The organism is Sphingomonas sp. ASV193, assembly GCF_040203355.1.
In the GTDB taxonomy this organism is placed as follows: Bacteria; Pseudomonadota; Alphaproteobacteria; order Sphingomonadales; family Sphingomonadaceae; genus Sphingomicrobium.
Genome location: NZ_JBEHBW010000003.1, coordinates 212,314 through 228,022 on the forward strand (window position 1 = coordinate 212,314; position 15,709 = coordinate 228,022).

Sequence of the window (15,709 nt, forward strand, 5' to 3'; positions counted from 1 at the left end):
CCATGTCCACCACCCAAATCGACCGCAGCACCGACCTCTCGCAACCGCTCGATCGGCTCGGTCCCGACGAGCGGCTCAAGCATGACAGCGACTATCTGCGCGGGCGAATTGCGCACGACCTGATCGACCGGATCACCGGCGGCGTGACCTTCGAGAGCAACAAGCTCATGAAGTTCCACGGTATCTACCAGCAGGACGACCGCGACATCCGTGACGAGCGGCGACGGCAGAAGCTCGAGCCGGCGCTGACCTTCATGGTCCGCGTTCGCCTGCCCGGCGGGGTCTGCACCCCGGCGCAGTGGCTCAAGGTCGATGAACTGGCGCGCGCGCATGGCGGCGACAGCATCCGGCTTACCACCCGGCAGACGTTCCAATTCCACTGGATCGTCAAGGAAGACATCCGTCCGACCATAGAGGGCTTGCACGAGGTGCTGCTCGATACGATCGCGGCGTGCGGCGACGACGCGCGCGGGGTGATGGCCACCGCCGACCCGGCCGATTCGGCGATCGACGCGGAGATCGCGGCGCTGTCGAAGCAGCTCAGCGATCACGTCATCCCCCGCACCCGCGGCTATCACGAGATCTGGTACGGCCAGGAGCGGGTCGCGACGAGCGAGGAGGAAGAGCCCTTCTACGGCAAGCAGTACCTCCCCCGCAAATTCAAGATCGCGTTTGCCGTGCCGCCGTCGAACGACGTCGACGTCTATACCCAGGACCTCGGCTTCATCGCCGTCGTCGGCCCGCACGGCGTCGAGGGATTCAACGTCAGCATCGGCGGCGGCATGGGGCGAGCCGACAACGACCCGGACACCTATCCGCGGCTCGCCGACGTCGTCGGCTTCATCGCCAAGGACCGGCTGCTCGCCTGCGCCGACGCGGTGATCGGGGTGCAGCGCGACTATGGCAACCGCGTCCACCGGCCCCGCGCGCGGTTCAAATATACCATCGACGACAAGGGCCTGGCGTTCGTCGTCGGCGAGATCGAGCGGCGCATGGGCGCGACGTTCGAGCCCGCGCGTGCGACCGTCTTCACCGCCAACGGCGACCGGCTTGGCTGGCACCGCACCGATCGCGGGCTGTTCAATTACGGGCTCCATGTCGAGAGCGGCCGGGTCGTCGATACCGACGCCACGCCGCTGCTTCGCGCGCTCCGGGAGATCGCGCGGGTCCATGACGGCCACTTCCGGCTGACCCCCAACCAGAATTTGCTGATCGCCGGGGTCCGTCCCGAGCGAAAGGCGGCGATCGAGGCGATCCTGGCCGAGCACGGGCTGGCAGGCGACGAGGCGCCCAGCGCGCTTCGCCGCGGCGCGGTGGCGTGCGTCGCGCTCCCGACCTGCCCGCTCGCGATGGCCGAGGCCGAACGCTACCTGCCCGCGCTGATCGGCAAGGTCGACGCGATCCTCGCCGCCAACGGGCTGAGCGACGCGCCGATCACGCTTCGCATCAGCGGTTGCCCTAATGGCTGCTCGCGCCCCTATGTCGCCGAAATCGCGCTGACCGGACGCGCGCCGGGCAAATATGATCTGTGGCTCGGCGGCGGCTTCCACGGCGAGCGGCTCAACCGACTGCACAGCGCGAACATCGGCGAGGAACGGATCCTCGAGATTCTCGGCGCGGAGCTGTCGCGCTACGCCCGCGAGCGGCTGCCGGGCGAGCGGTTCGGTGATTTCGTCACCCGCGTCGGCGCCGCCGCTTGATCGACAATTTCCCCCTCTACGCGGGCGCGGGGCTGCTCGTCGGGGTGCTGGTCGGGCTCACCGGGGTCGGCGGCGGGTCGCTGATGACCCCGCTGCTGGTGCTGCTGTTCGGGTTCCACCCGGCGACCGCGGTCGGCACCGACCTGCTCTACGCCTCGGCGACCAAGACCGTCGGCACGGTCGTCCACGATCGCCGGCAGACGGTCGATTGGCGGATCGTCGGCGGGCTGGCGAAGGGCAGTATCCCCGCCGCGATCGTCTCGCTGCTGGTGATGGCGCGGCTCGGCCCGCTAAGCCCCGGCGCGTCGAAGATCATCGGCACGATGCTCGCGGTCGCGCTGTTGGCGACCGGCATCTCGATCCTGTTCCGGCCGGCGATCCTGCGCTGGGCCGAGCGCCGGTCGATCGGCTCGGACGAACGCGACGTTCGTCGGCCGACGCTGCTGCTCGGCGTCGTGCTCGGGGTGTTGGTGTCGGTGACTTCGGTCGGGGCCGGCGCGATCGGGACGACCGCATTATTGATCCTCTATCCGCGCCTCCCGGTCGCGCGGGTTGCGGGCAGCGACATCGCCCATGCCGTGCCGCTGACGCTGGTCGCGGGCATCGGTCATTGGCTGATCGGGTCGGTCGATCTCGGGCTGATGGTCGCGCTGCTCGCCGGGTCGATTCCCGGGATCGTGATCGGCAGCCTGGTCGGCACCCGCGCGCCCGACCGCGTGCTGCGCCCGGTGCTGGCGATGACGCTGGTCGCGGTGTCGGTGCGAATGTTCTCGGCATGACCCGAACGATTTTCTAAGCTCCAGGCAAAAGGCGCTCATCCGATGCTCATGTTGCTTCTTGCGCAGGCGGTCGCCGCGCCCGCCGCGCCGCCGCGAGGCGACGAGCCGACCTCGGTCGGCACCGGCGCGAAGGATTCGTCCGAGATCGTGGTCACCGCGCGACGCAAGCGCGAGACTGCGCAGACCGTCCCGCTGGCGATCTCGGTGGTCGGCGGCGATCACATCGATGCGACCGGCGCGTTCAACGTCGGGCGGCTCCAGCAGCTGACCCCGACGCTTCAGTTCTACTCGTCGAACCCGCGCAACACCGCGGTCAACATCCGCGGTATCGGCGTGCCGTTCGGGCTGACCAACGATGGGATCGAACAGGGCGTCGGCATCTATGTCGACGACGTCTATTTCTCGCGCGTCGCCTCCTCTACCTTCGACTTCCTCGACGTCGACCGGATCGAGGTGCTGCGCGGGCCGCAGGGCACGCTATACGGCAAGAACACCTCGGCGGGCGCGATCAACATCACCTCGCGCCAGCCCGAGTTCCACTGGGGCGGGCGGGCCGAGGCGTCGGTCGGCAATCTCGGCTTCGTCCAGCTGAAGGGCGCGCTGACCGGGCCGCTCAGCGACACGCTGGCGTTCCGGCTCGCCTTTTCGCGCACGAGCCGCGACGGCACGATCCGCAACGTGCGCACCGGCGGCAGGGTCAACAACCAGGACAATCTCGGCACTCGCGCACAGCTTCTCTGGAAGCCGTCGAGCCGGTTCCAGCTGACGCTGGCGGGCGACTATAACCGGCAGAACCCCGATTGCTGCGTCCAGCTCTACGTCCGCACCGGGCTGACCCAGCGCCCGCTCAATCGCCAGTATGACGCGCTCGCCGCCGCCTTCGGCTACGCGGTGCCCTCGACCGACGCGTTCGACCGGCTGACCGACCAGGACACGCCAAGTCACGCGGGCAACAAGACCGGCGGCCTGTCGGCTCGCGCCAAATGGGACGTCGGCATCGGCACGATCACGTCGATCAGCGCGTGGCGCTTCTGGGACTGGGACCCGTCGAGCGACCGAGACTTCCTCGGGCTGCCGATCACGACCGCCTCGCAGAACCCGTCGAAGCAGGACCAGTATACCCAGGAATTGCGCTTCAACCGGAGCGGGCGGACGATCGACCTGTCGCTCGGCGCGTTCGCCTTTCGCCAGACGGTGCGGACGCGCGGCCTCCAGGTGCAGGGCAGCGCCGCGAGCCGCTGGCTGCTCAATCCCGGCAACGTCGCGCCCGGCAGCAGCGCGTGCAGCCCGGCGACCGCCAACGCCTGCAACCCCGCGGTGCTCGACGGGCTGACCGCGACCAACGACATCCGCCTCGCCAACGACAGCGCGGCGCTGTTCGGGCAGCTGGCGTGGAAGGTGACCGACCGGTTGACGATCCAGCCCGGGATCCGGCTCAACTACGACCTCAAGAACGGTCATTATTCGTCGGTGGTGACCGACAAGGCGGGCCGGCTGGTCGTGTTCGGCCCGACCGACAGCGTCACCCGCGACCGGCTGTCGGTGCTCACTCCGCAGCAGTTCGATGCGCGCTACAAGGCGTGGAACCTCAGCTACGACCTCACCGCATACTATCGCCCGACCCGCGCGCTGATGGTCTATGCGACCTATGCGCGCTCGTTCAAATCGGGGGGCATCAACCTCAACGGCGTGCCCAACGACGCGGCGGGCAACCCGCTGCTGGCGGCGGCGACGGTCAAGCCCGAGACGATCGACCATCTCGAAGCGGGGGTGAAGTCGCAGTGGGATCGTGGCCGGGTGACCGCCAACCTCGCGCTGTTCCGGACCGACATTCGCGATTTCCAGGCGCTGGTGAACAATGGCCAGCTCGGCGTGCTTCGCGGCTATCTCGCCAATGCCGGCAAGGTCCGTAGCCGAGGCGCCGAATGGGACCTGTCGTGGCGTCCGTCGCGCCGCTTCAACGCCTATCTCAACGGCGCCTACACCGATGCCCGCTACCGCCGCTTCGCCGACGCGCCGTGCCCGCCCGAACTGGGCGGCGGGGCCAACAGCCCGCCGGCGTGCGACATTTCGGGGCAGGTCCTGCCCGGCGTCTCGCGCTGGTCGCTGTCGTTCGGCGGCGAAGCGAGCCGCCCGGTGCGGATCGGCGGCGCCGCGGCGGAGGTCTATGTCGGCGGCGACGCCAATGCGCGGACGCGCTTCTCGTCGAACCCCAGCCCGTCGGCCTACACCTGGATCGCGGGCTATACGCTGGCCAACTTCCGCCTCGGCCTCCGCACCCCGTCGATCGACGGCTTCCTGTGGATCCGCAACGCGTTCGACACCCGCTATTTCGAACAGCTGGCGGTCGCGAGCGGCAACACCGGCCTGATCGTCGGCCAGCCGGGCGACCCGCGAACCTTCGGCGTGACGGTCAAGAAGCTGTTCTGATCCCGCGCCACGGGGGGAGATGTTCCGCGGAGGCAGCGACGCCCGCTAGTGAACGCCCTCGGTCGATACGTTCTTGGGCGGGCGCGGGGCGAGCAGGACGGTGAACGCGGCGACCATGAAGACCAGCGTCAGCGTCTGGAACACATGTTCGGTCGCCAGCATCGTCGCTTGGTTCTGGACCTGGTAGCCGAACGCGCTGACCGCCTGGTCGTGGCTCAGCCCGCCCTGCTGGAGCGAGCCGATCACCGCGTCGGGCTCGTTGAGCGAATTGACCAGAGAAGTCTGGTCGGCGCGGCCGAGGTCGGTCCACTTGGTGGTGAAGATCGACGTGCCGATCGCGCCCGCCAGCGAGCGCGCGAAGTTGAGGATTCCCGCCGCCGAGGCGGTCTCGTGCTTCCCGACATCGCCGAGGCTGATGACCGTGATCGGGACGAAGAAGCAGGTCATGCCGATGCCCTGGATCAGCTGCGGCAGCATGATGTGGAAAAAGGTCGTGTCGGTGGTCCAGTAGGTCCGCACCCAGCTCATCCCCGCAAGCCAGCTAAGCCCGAAAAACACCAGCAGGCGCGGGTCGAAGCGCTGCATCAGGCGGGGCACGAACGGCGCGGTCATCACCGCCAGCACGCCGTTGACTCCGGTCGCGACCCCGGCCTGCGTCGCCGTATAGCCCATCCATTGCTGGAGCCATTGCGGGGTGATCACGACCGAGGCGAAAAAGGCCCCGAAGCCGAGCGACATGGTCGCCACGCTGGCGCTGAACCCGCGATGGCGGAACACCGAAATGTCGACGATCGGCTCGCGCTCGGTCAGCTCCCAGATGACGAAGGCGACGAAGCCGACCGCGGCGACGATCGCGCAGGTCAGGATGAATTTCGACGAGAACCAGTCGCTCTCCTGCCCCTTGTCGAGCATCACCTGGAGCGCACCGACCCACACCACCAGCAGCGCGAGCCCGATCTTGTCGATCCCGACCTTGCCCTCGCGCCCGGTGTCGTGCCCGCGCATCAGCGCGACCACCCCCGCGAAGCAGACGATCACCACCGGGATGTTGATGAAGAAGATCCACCGCCACGTCGTATGATCGCTGATCCAGCCGCCGAGAATCGGGCCGATGATCGGCGCGATGATGGTGGTCATCGCCCACACCGCGGTCGCCATCGGCTGCTGCTTCTTGGGGAAGATGCTGAGCAGCATGGTCTGGGTCAGCGGCATCAGCGGACCGCCCGCGAACCCCTGGCCGAGCCGGAACAGCACCAGCGCGCTGAGCGAGGGCGCGAGCCCACACAGCGTCGAGAAGATGCCGAACCCGACCAGCGAGGCGAGAAAGGTGCGAAGCGCGCCGTATCGCTTGACGAAGAAGCCCGTTAGCGGGACGCAGATCGCTTCGGCCACCGCGTAGGTGGTGACGACCCAGGTCCCCTGGCTCGCCGACACGCCCAGCCCGCCGGCGATGTGCGGGATCGACACGTTGGCGACGGTGGTGTCGAGCACGACGATGAAGTTGGCGAGCGCCAGCATCACCGCGGCCAGCCACAGCCGGCCGCCCTCAAGCGGCTTCGATTCCTTGGCGAGGAGCGCCTTCAGCGCCACGGGACGCTTACTTTCCGCCCGTGATGTCGACCTTGGCGTCCATCGTCAGCCCGACCCGCAGCGGGTGCGCCGCGAGCTCCTTCGGGTCGAGCGAGATCCGCACCGGCAGGCGCTGGATCACCTTGATCCAGTTGCCCGAGGCGTTCTGCGCCGGGATCGGCGAGAAAGCCGCCCCGGTGCCGCCCGAAATGCCGACCACGCGCCCATGGAACACCACGTCGCCGCCGTAATAGTCGGAGGTCAGCTCGACCGGCTGGCCGACCCGCACCTTGGCGAGCTGGTTTTCCTTGAAATTGGCGTCGACGTAGAGCTGGCCGACCGGCACGATCATCATCGCCGTAGCGCCGCGCGGGAGCATCTGGCCGACCTGCACCTTGAGCTGCGCGACGACCCCGTCGACCGGTGCGCGGACCTGCGTGCGGGCGAGGTCGAGCCGGGCATTGTCGAGCGCGGCACGCGCCTGGAGCACCGCGGGCGAGCTGTCGATCGAGCTGCCGTGGATCGGGGCGAGGGTGGCGGCCTGAGAACTGCTCGCCGCCTCGCGCTGCTTTTCCTGCTGCGCGACCGCGGCGGAAAGCTGCTGGAGCCGCGCGCTGGCGGTCTGCACCGCGGTGGCCGCGGCGGTCAGTTCGTCGGCCGACACCGCCCCGGTGCCGCGCAGCGACGCGCGGCGCGAATAGTCGGCGCGCGCCTTGGCGAGATCGCTCGCGGCGGCGTCATATTGCGCGCGCGCCTGCCCGACCGCCGCGCCCTGCGCCGCCGCCTGCTTCGACTGCGCATCGCCCTGCGCGCGGATGGCGAGGAACTGGCGCTGCGCGGCGGCGAGGTCGGCCTCGGCCTTGGCCACCGCCAGCTTCTGGTCCTGGTCGTCGAGCTGGAGCAGCAGCTGCCCCTTCCTGACCATCTGGGTCTCGACCACCGGGACGGCGATCACCTGACCGTTGGTCAGCGGGGTGACCATCGCGTTCTGGCCGTTGACGTAGGCATTGTCGGTCGAAACGCTGCGCGCGCCGACGATGCTGCTGTAGGCGAACCAGGCGATCCCGACGAGCACGACGACGATCGCCAGCCGGATCAGCAGCGACTTGCGCTTCGACGGGTCGACCACCGGCTGCTTGTCGGCCGGCGCTTCTTGATCGGGCGCGGGCGTGTCGGCGTCGGCGGCGGGCGCGTGCTCGGCGGTGGTGCTCATTTGGAATCGCTCCGGGTCGAGGTCATGGGCGCGTCGGGGCCGGCGAAGCCGCCGCCGAGCGCGCGAACCAGTTGGATGTCGGTGAGAAGCAGGCGCGAGCGGGTGTCGAGCGCGACGCGCTGCGCCTCGAGCAGGGTGGTCTGCGCGGTCAGCACGTCGAGATAGGTGGTCAGCCCCGACTTGTAGCGCAGCTCGGCCAGCCGGTAGCCCTCGGCCGCCGATTGCGCCGCCTTTTCGGCCTGCGCGCTCTGCAGCTCGACGCTCGCCCGGCTGTCGACCGCGTCGGCGACTTCCTTCAATGCCTGGACCACGGTCGCGTTGTACGACGCGACCAGCTCGTCATATTTGCCGCGCGCCTGGACGAAGGCGCCCTTGCGCCGGCCGCCGTCGAAGATCGGCAGGCTGAACGCCGCGCTGGCGGTGCCGAAGCTGCTGCCCGGATCGAACAGCTTGCCGATGCCGAGGGACATCAGCCCGACCAGCCCCGACAGCGACACGTTGGGCATGAAGTCGGCCTTGGCCGCGTCGATCCGCCGCCCCTGCGCCTCGACCCGAAGCCGCGCCGCGACGATGTCGGGACGACGCCCGGCGAGCGCGATGCCGGCATCGGCGGGCAGCGGGATGCGCGCGAACGGGCCGGTCCGCGCCGGGCGATGGATCGACAGCCCGCGATCGGGCCCCGCGCCGAGCAGCGCCGCGAGGACGTGCTTTTCGAGCGTGATCTTTTCGTTCACCGATTCGAGGTTGGCGGCGGTCGTCGCGACCGCGGCGTTCGCCTGGGTCAGCGGCAACTGGCTGTCGAGCCCCGCCTTGTAGCGCTTGGCGTAGAGGTCGGCGCTCTGCTGGCGCGCCTTCAGCGAGGCGGCGAGCAGGTCCTGCTCGGCATAGAGCACCCCCATCGAGGCATAGGCTTCGACCACGTTGCTGACCAGCGCGGTCGCCGCCGCCCGGGCATCGACCGCGGTCGCGACCGCTTCCGACGTCGCGGCGGCGAGCAGCGCCTTGTTCCTGCCCCACAGGTCGAGGTCGAAATCGCCGCTCAGCCCGAGCTGCCCGTAGGACTTCCACCCGTGGGGGACGAACTCGGCGGGGATGCCGTTGTTGTAGCTCTGCTTCTTGAACCCGGCCTCGCCCGATCCCTCGACCTGCGGCAGCAGCGCCGAGCCCGACTGGTAGGCGACCCCCTTGGCGGTGCGGATCTTGGCGACAGCCTGCGCCAGCGTCGGCGAATTGGCGAGCGCCTCCTCGACCAGCGCGTTGAGCTGCGGGTCGTCGTAGCGGGTCCAGAACTTGTCGCCGAGCCACTCGTTCGAGACCGGCCCGACCGCGAGCGACTGGCGCGAGGCGAGCGAGGCGGGCTGGACCAGCGTCGGGCGCGGGCCGAGGTCGGGCGCGCACGCCGCCAGCGCCAGCGCGACGGCGGTGAGGGTCGTCAGGCGGCGGAACCGGCGGCCTCGGTCGAACGTCTTCATCGTCTACCCCATCTGACCGCGCGCGACTCGCGAGGGTCAACGTCCGTTGAACTAGCCGCCGATTTGATTTTGTCAACGCTTGTTGATATTCTCGCGCCATGCAGTGTGACAGCGTGAAATGCGATCGCGCGAAGCGACGCGGCGCGGCGGATACGCAGGCGGCGATCCTGGTCGCGGCGCGCAAGTCGTTCGCCGAGCGCGGGTTCGACCGGACGACGATCCGGCTGGTCGCGGCCGAGGCGGGGTGCGACCCGGCGCTGGTGATGCGCTATTTCGGAAGCAAGCGCGGGCTCTTCTTCCAGGCGGTCGAGGTCGAGCTCGAGCGCATGCCCGACGCCCAGCCGGGCAGCCCTGTCGACCTCGTCGCGGCGGCCGAAAACCTGCTCGAAAGCTGGCACCGCGACCGTACCTTCATCAGCGTCATTCGCTCGGCCGCGTCGAACGAGGACGCCGCCGACATGATGCGCGACTTCTTCGAACAGCGGGTGCGCAAGCACCAGGCGCGGGTGTTCGGGCTGCCCCCAGACCAGGCGGTCTGCTTTGGCGCGATGCTGCTCGGGATCGCCTTCGCGCGCGAGATCTGCCGGGTCCCGCCGATCGCGTCGATGAGCTCGCGCGCGCTCGCCGAGCTGGTCGGCCAGCTCGTCACCGGCGGCAGCCGCGTTCCCGCCTAGAGCGAGCGATCCGCCCCGATCGTGCGGTAGAGGTCGATCAGGTTCTGGAGCGCGGCGAGGCGCACCGCGACTTCGCTTCGCTGGGTGCCGTAATAGGTGCGGCTGGCGTCGAGCACGGTGAGGAACGGGTCGATCCCGCCGCGGTAGCGCGCGTCGGTCAGCCGCGCAGTGTCGGCGGCGGCGGCGCGGTTGGCGGCAGCCGAGCGCAGCCGCTCGGCCATCACCCCGCGGCTGGCGAGCGCGTCGGCGACCTCGCGGAACGCGGTCTGGATCGCCTTCTCGTACGTGAACAGCGCGGCATCGCGCTCGGCCTTCGACTGGGCGACCCGCGCGTGACCCGCGCCGCTTTGGAAGATGGTATAGCTCGCGTTCGCGCCCGCCGACCAAGCGAACGCGCCCGCGCTGAACAGCGAGCCGAGCGCGTCGCTGGCAAAGCCGAGCAGCCCGGTCAGCGAAATGGTCGGGAACAGCGCCGCGCGCGCCGCGCCGATCTGCGCGTTGGCGGCGCGCATCTCATATTCGGCCTGGATCACGTCGGGACGGCGCAGCAGCACTCGCGAATCGAGCCCGGCGGGGAGCGCGGCGAAGCTGGCGAACACCTGGTCGATCGAGGCGGGGAGCAAGTTCGTCGCGACCGGCGCACCGACCAGCAGCTGAAGCGCGTTGATGTCCTGCGCCCGCGCCGCGCGCGCCACCGCGAGGTCGCCGCGCGCGGTCTCGAGGATCTGGGTCGCCTGGTCGAGGTCGGTGCGCGGCGCGATCCCGCCCTCCAGCCGCTCGCGGGTCAGCGTGATGCTCTTCGCCGCCGCCGCCGCGGTCGCTTCGGCGATCGCGAGGTCGCTCGAATCGGCGGCATATTGGACCCACGCGTCGGCGATGTTGGCGACCAGCGACAGCTTGGTCGCGCGCGCCCCCGCCTCGGTCGCCAGCAGCCGCTGCCGGTCGGCCTTGGTGAGCGAGCGAAGTCGTCCGAACAGGTCGAGCTCGAACGCGGGCACGCTCGCGTCGAGCGCATAGGACTGGGTCGTGGTGCCCTTGCCGTCGCCGCTGATCGAGGCCTTGCCGGTGGCATCCACCGTCGGAAGCTGGTTGGCGCGGGTGATCCGCACCTGCGCGCGCGCCGCATCGATATTGGCGGCTGCGACCAGCAGGTCGCGGTTGTTGACCATCGCCTGCGAAATTAGGGCCTGCAGCCGCGGATCCCTGAACAGGTCGCGATAGGTGACCGACGGCAGCGGCGCCTCGGCCGCGGCGAGATAGGCATCGCCCGCGGGCCACGACGGCGGCACCGGCAGCGCCCGGTTCGGCACCGGCGGTTCCATCGAGCAGGCGGTCACGCTCAGCGCCGCGACGAGGCCGACAATCCGCTTCATGCCTGCGCCTCGCTCGCCGGGCGGCGCCGCGCCATCCGCTCCTTGATCGCCTTGATCCCGTCGCGCGCGCCGCGCCGGACCAGCACGAAGAACAGCGGGATGTAGAATACCGCGAGGATCGTCGCGGTCAGCATCCCGCCGATCACCGCGGTGCCGATCGCGATCCGGCTGTTCGCGCCCGCGCCGCTCGCGATCGCCAGCGGCAGAACGCCGAAAATGAACGAGAAGCTGGTCATCAGGATCGGGCGAAGCCGGATCCGCGCCGCCTCGAGCGCGGCGTCGATGACGCGCTTGCCCTTCTTCTCTTCCTGCTCGGCGAATTCGATCATCAGGATCGCATTCTTCGCCGCCAGCCCCATCGTCGTCAGCAACCCGATCTGGAGATAGACGTCGTTCTGCAGTCCGCGCAGCGTCACCGCGATCACCGCCCCGACCAGGCCGAGCGGGATGACCAGCATCACCGCGAGCGGGATCGACCAGCTCTCGTACAGCGCAGCGAGGCACAGGAACACGACCACCAGCGAGATGGTGTAGAGCAGCGGCGCCTGTCCCGACGACAGCCGCTCCTGGTAGGACTGGCCGGCCCAGGCGACGGTCGTCCCGGGAAGCTGGGCGGCCATCGTCATCATCTCGTCCATCGCCTGGCCCGAGCTGACCCCCGGCGCGGGCTGGCCGGAAAATTCGAAGGTGGGCAGCCCCTCGAACCGCGACAGGCTGCTCGGCGCGGTCTGCCAGCTTTCACGCGCGAAGCTGTCGAACGGGGTCATGTCGCCGCTCGACCCGCGGACATACCATTGGCCAAGGCTCTGCGGGTCCGACCGGTAGGGCGCGTCGCCCTGGACGTAGACGCGCTTGACCCGGCCGTTGTCGACGAAGTCGTTGACGTAGCGCCCGCCCCACGCGGTCGACAGCGTGCTGTTCACGTCGTTCTGGTTGAGCCCTAAGGCGGTCAGCTTCTGCTCGTCGACCGAGACCTTGAGCGTCGGGACGTCGGGCAGGTCGGTCAGCCGCACCCCGGTCAGCTTCGGGTTGGCCATCGCCATCCCCAGCAGCTTGTCGCGCTCGGCCGAAAAGGCCTCGCGGCTCATCCCCGAGCTGTTCTGGAGCTCCATGGTGAAGCCGTTCGACTGGCCGAGCCCGCGGATCGCGCCGGGGACCAGCGCGAACACCTGCGCGTCGCGCAGCCCGCGAAACGCCCCGGTGGCGCGCTGGACGATCGAATCGGCGCTGTTCTCGCTCCCCTTGCGGTCGGCCCAGTCGCTCAGCGCGACGAATCCCTGGCCGGTGTTCTGCCCGCTCGCGCCGCCGCCGCCGCCGCCCGACACGGTGAACAGCGTCGCGACGTTCTTGCCCTCATGCTCGCTGAAATATTTCTCGATCGCCGACTGGACCTCGAGCGTCCGCTGCTGGGTCGCGCCCGCCGGCAGGCGAAACTGGATCTGCACCGCGCCCTGGTCCTCGGTCGGCAGGAAGCCGGTCGGAAGCCGCAGGAACAGCAGCGCGAGCAGCGCGACCGTGCCGAGGTAGATCAGCAGGAACAGCCACTTGCGATCGATTACCTTGACGATCGAATCGCGGTAGCCGTTGCTCATCCGGTCGAAGCCGCGATTGAACTTCTGCTGGAAGCCGTGGATTCGCCGCGCGGCCCCGGGAAAGCGGCGGTCGAACCAGCCGCCCTCGGCCTCGCCGTCCTTGCTGGGCGGCTTGAGCAGGGTCGAGGTCAGCGCCGGGCTGAGGATCAGCGCGACCAGCACCGACAGCACCATCGCCGCAATGATGGTCAGCGAGAACTGGCGATAGATGACCCCGGTCGATCCGCCGAAAAAGGCCATCGGCAGGAACACCGCCGACAGGCTGAGCGCGATCGCGACCAGCGCGACCTGAATTTCCTTCATCGATTCGATGGTCGCGTCGTGCGCGCTCATCCCCGGATTTTCTTCCATCAGGCGCGACACGTTCTCGACCACCACGATCGCGTCGTCGACCAGTAGCCCGACTGCCAGCGTCATGCCGAACAGGGTCAGCGTGTTGATGGTAAAGCCGAACAGCTCGAAAATGCCGAAGGTGCCGAGCAGCACGACCGGAATGGCGATCGCCGGCACCAGCACCGCGCGCCAGCTCTGCAGGAAGACGAAGATGACGATGATGACGAGGACGATCGCTTCGATCAGCGTCTTTTCGACCTCGCTGACCGACAGCTTGATGAAGTTGGTGGTGTCGAAGGCGTAGGCATATTTCAGCCCGTCGGGGAACGACTTGGACAGCTCGTCCACCTTCGCCTTGACCAGCTCGGCGGTGCGCAGCGCGTCGGCCCCTGGCGCGAGCGAAATGGCGATGCCCGCGCCGGGATGGCCGTTGACGTGGGTGATGCTCGAATAATTGTCGGCGCCGAGCTCGACCCGGGCGACGTCGCCCAGTGTCACCGACGCGCCCGACGAATCGGTCTTGAGCACCACCGCCTTGAACTGGTCGACCGTCTGCAGCTTCGACTGCGCGGTCACCGTCGCGTCGAGCATCTGGCCCTGCGGCTGCGGCAAGCCGCCGACCTCGCCCGCCGCGACCTCGGTATTCTGCGCCTGGATCGCGTTGATCACGTCGCTCGGCATCAGCGAAAAGGCCGCCAGCCGCGACGGGTTCAGCCAGATTCGCATCGCGTGCGGCGCGCCGAACACGTTGACGTCGCCGACGCCCTCGACCCGCGACAGCGGGTCCTGGATGTTCGACGCCAGATAGTCCGACACGTCCATGTTGGTGCGCTGGTTGGTCTCGTCGTAGACCGCGGTGATCAGCAGGAAGTCGGGGTTCGACTTGGTCACCACCACGCCCTGCTGCTGGACCTGGGTGGGAAGGCGCGGAAGCGCCTGCTGGACCTGGTTCTGGACCTGCACCTGCGCGGTGTCGGGGTTGGTCCCCTTGGCGAACACCGCCGAGATGCTGACCGACCCGCGCGAGCTCGAGGTCGAGGAGAAATAGAGCAGGTTGTCGATCCCGGTCAGCTGCTGCTCGATGATCTGGGTGACGCTGTTCTGGATCGTCTCGGCCGACGCGCCGGGATAGGTGGCGCGGATGTTGACCTGCGGCGGGGCGACGTCGGGATATTGCTCGACCGGCAGCGAGCGGAGCGCGAACACCCCGACCAGCATGACCACGACCGCCAGCACCCAGGCGAAGATCGGTCGGTTGATGAACAGCTTCGACAAGGGCTAGCCGCCGCTGCCGCGCGCGCCGCTCTTCTTGGCCGCCTTCATCTGCTCGGGCGAAGGCGGCGCGACCTTTTGCGGGGCGCTGGCCGGGACCGCCTTGACCGGCGTGTTCGGCTTCAGATTGTTGAGCCCCTGCGTGATCACCTTGTCGCCCGGCTTCAGACCGCCGTCGATCACCCACGACTGCTGGTAGGTGCGGGTCGCGTTGACGTTGCGCCGCATTGCCTTGCCGTCGGCGCCGACGACCATGACATAGGCCGCGCCGCCCATGTCGCGAAGCACCGCCTGCTGCGGCACCAGATAGACCCCGGTGTCGACCGCCTGGTCGAACGTCGCGGTGACGAAGCTGCCCGGAAGTAGCAGCCCCTGCGGATTGGGGAAGCGCGCGCGCAGCGTCACCGTCCCGGTCGCCTGGTTGACCACCATCTCGCTGAACTGGACGGTGCCGGCAAAGCCGTAGATCGACCCGTCGTCCATCTTCAGGTGGACCTGCGTGCTGCCCGGCGCGACCCCGCCGACCATCAGCGATTTCTTCAGCGCGGTCAGGTCGGCGGCCGATTCCTGCATGTCGACATAGACCGGGTCGACGCTGGTGATCACCGCCAGCGGGTCGGTCTGGTTGGCGGTGACCAGCGCGCCGACGGTGAACAGCGACCGCCCGATCCGCCCGTTGATCGGGGCGGGGATGGTGGTGAAGCGGAGGTTGATCTGCGCGGTCCGCAGCGCCGCGGCGTTCTGCGCGACCGACGCGCGCGCCTGCCGCGCGGCGGCGGCGGCGTCGGTATAGTCCTGCTTGGAAATCGCCTCCATCGCCGCGAGCGGGCGATAACGGTTGGCCTTGACCTGCGCCGCCTCGGCCGAGGCGCGCGCGCTCGCCAGGTTGGCGGCGGCCTGAGCGGTCGAGGCCTGGTAGAGGCTCGGGTCGATCTGGAACAACGGCTGTCCCTTGCGGACGAACCCGCCCTCGACGAAGCGCCGCGCGCGGATCAGGCCGTTGACCTGCGGTCGAACCTCGGAGCTCTGGAAGGCGACGATCCGCCCGCCGAGCTCGGTTGGCCGCGCGACCGACGACGGCTGCACGACGACATAGCCGACCGTCGGGGTCGGGCGCTTCTGGTCCTTCGACGAATCCTTCGAGCACGCGGCGAGCGCGAGCGCGGAAACGAGGGCGAGGGTCAGCCTTTTTTGCAAAGCAGCATCGGCCTAGGTAGCGAAACGGGACCGGTCAATCGGCCGTGTCGCCGGATCGACGAACGGTCGTTCCGCGTCGATGGAACCGCTTCCGAACCGATCGGC

10 protein-coding genes are annotated in these 15,709 nt (G+C 69.0%); 4 read left to right on the top strand and 6 right to left on the bottom strand.

Annotation, left to right across the window (positions count from 1 at the left end; translation table 11 throughout):
• The first annotated feature begins 2 nt into the window (after positions 1-2).
• From ABDK56_RS07280 to ABDK56_RS07290, 3 genes are read left to right on the top strand one after another with little or no spacing between them, the layout of a single operon-like run.
• Complete coding sequence (locus tag ABDK56_RS07280; RefSeq protein ID WP_349807540.1) at positions 3-1,700, top strand: NADPH-dependent assimilatory sulfite reductase hemoprotein subunit; 1,698 nt, start codon at positions 3-5, stop codon at positions 1,698-1,700.
• On the top strand, positions 1,700-2,479 hold the full coding sequence (locus tag ABDK56_RS07285; RefSeq protein WP_349807800.1) for a sulfite exporter TauE/SafE family protein: 780 nt from the start codon (positions 1,700-1,702) through the stop codon (positions 2,477-2,479). Before ABDK56_RS07280 ends, ABDK56_RS07285 begins: the two co-directional genes overlap by 1 nt.
• 42 nt (positions 2,480-2,521) lie before the next feature.
• A complete protein-coding gene (locus tag ABDK56_RS07290; RefSeq protein WP_502959276.1) occupies positions 2,522-4,909 on the top strand; it encodes a TonB-dependent receptor in 2,388 nt (795 codons plus the stop codon).
• A gap of 45 nt (positions 4,910-4,954) precedes the next feature.
• On the opposite strand, the gene ABDK56_RS07295 is transcribed toward ABDK56_RS07290, so the two are convergent.
• The 3 genes from ABDK56_RS07295 to ABDK56_RS07305 are packed head-to-tail and all read right to left on the bottom strand — an operon-like array spanning position 4,955 to position 9,163.
• Positions 4,955-6,499 (bottom strand): DHA2 family efflux MFS transporter permease subunit, encoded by a 1,545-nt coding sequence (locus tag ABDK56_RS07295; protein WP_349807542.1) that lies wholly within the window; start codon positions 6,497-6,499, stop codon positions 4,955-4,957.
• Positions 6,500-6,506: 7 nt separating this feature from the next.
• Positions 6,507-7,691, bottom strand: a complete 1,185-nt coding sequence (locus ABDK56_RS07300; RefSeq protein WP_349807543.1) for an HlyD family secretion protein — start codon at positions 7,689-7,691, stop codon at positions 6,507-6,509.
• Entirely contained in the window at positions 7,688-9,163 is a 1,476-nt protein-coding gene (locus tag ABDK56_RS07305) for an efflux transporter outer membrane subunit (RefSeq protein ID WP_349807544.1), read from the bottom strand. The genes ABDK56_RS07300 and ABDK56_RS07305 overlap by 4 nt, the downstream gene beginning before the upstream one ends.
• A 113-nt stretch (positions 9,164-9,276) precedes the next feature.
• Between ABDK56_RS07305 and ABDK56_RS07310 the strand changes: the two genes are divergently transcribed.
• Complete coding sequence (locus ABDK56_RS07310; protein WP_349807545.1) at positions 9,277-9,837, top strand: TetR/AcrR family transcriptional regulator; 561 nt, start codon at positions 9,277-9,279, stop codon at positions 9,835-9,837.
• Here the strand turns inward: ABDK56_RS07310 and ABDK56_RS07315 are convergent.
• The 3 genes from ABDK56_RS07315 to ABDK56_RS07325 are packed head-to-tail and all read right to left on the bottom strand — an operon-like array spanning position 9,834 to position 15,604.
• Positions 9,834-11,210, bottom strand: coding sequence for an efflux transporter outer membrane subunit (locus ABDK56_RS07315; protein ID WP_349807546.1), 1,377 nt, complete (start codon positions 11,208-11,210; stop codon positions 9,834-9,836). The genes ABDK56_RS07310 and ABDK56_RS07315 overlap by 4 nt on opposite strands.
• Complete coding sequence (locus tag ABDK56_RS07320; RefSeq protein WP_349807548.1) at positions 11,207-14,410, bottom strand: efflux RND transporter permease subunit; 3,204 nt, start codon at positions 14,408-14,410, stop codon at positions 11,207-11,209. Before ABDK56_RS07320 ends, ABDK56_RS07315 begins: the two co-directional genes overlap by 4 nt.
• A 3-nt stretch (positions 14,411-14,413) precedes the next feature.
• Complete coding sequence (locus tag ABDK56_RS07325) at positions 14,414-15,604, bottom strand: efflux RND transporter periplasmic adaptor subunit (RefSeq protein ID WP_349807549.1); 1,191 nt, start codon at positions 15,602-15,604, stop codon at positions 14,414-14,416.
• Positions 15,605-15,709: the final 105 nt, after the last annotated feature.